This is a genomic window from Gilliamella sp. wkB18 (genome assembly GCF_001690875.1).
Lineage (GTDB): Bacteria > Pseudomonadota > Gammaproteobacteria > Enterobacterales > Orbaceae > Gilliamella > Gilliamella apicola_A.
The window spans coordinates 1-632 of the sequence record NZ_LZHM01000065.1 but is presented as its reverse complement, the minus strand read 5'-3'; the positions used below and the strand labels follow the sequence as shown (position 1 = coordinate 632).

The following is a 632-nucleotide window of genomic DNA, read 5'->3' as shown; positions in this document are numbered from 1 at the left end:
GCCCACAATTGCCAAGCCAATTATCGCTAATAGACCGATATCATCAGCGCGTAGCTCTTTCGGGTCATCTTCCACATATAGGTGGCTTACGGTGCCTTTTAATAAGCTGTATTTAGCCATTGGTTTTATCCTGCTGTTCTATTGGTTCTCATTTCCATCTGGGGTAAACCCACGTTCATCAATAACTTTTACCCAATTAGGTAAAATAGGCGTACGGCAATAATAATTGGCATGGGAATCAAGTTTTTTTATCCGTTGAAATTCTGGCGTTTGTGGATCGTCATATAATTCAGGATTTTCCGAGCGATTAAGTTTTTTAAAACGATCGTGTTCTTTTGCACTATTATGTAACCACGATTTGGGATAGCCTAATGTTGCATAGATGCGGTTACTGATAAAAGAATGGCGACCGCCGAATGATAAAAATAATAAAATCAGCATGAAAAAATACATGAAAATATTAGACATCGTAAAAATAATGAAGTCTGATATATCCATTTCTATCTGAATATACATCATAGTTATCAAAACAAAATAAGCTAATAAGCTAATGACACCAAGAACAATTGAGATATATTTTAACATTGTTAAGGTTGTTACACCAACCGAACGAGGAAAATACAAAGCGTGGT

1 protein-coding gene is annotated in these 632 nt (G+C 35.8%); it reads right to left on the bottom strand.

Annotation, left to right across the window (positions count from 1 at the left end; genetic code table 11):
* Positions 1-138 precede the first annotated feature (138 nt).
* Positions 139-632: hypothetical protein (locus A9G48_RS06495; RefSeq protein WP_176702005.1), on the bottom strand; the 494-nt coding region annotated here is incomplete at its 5' end.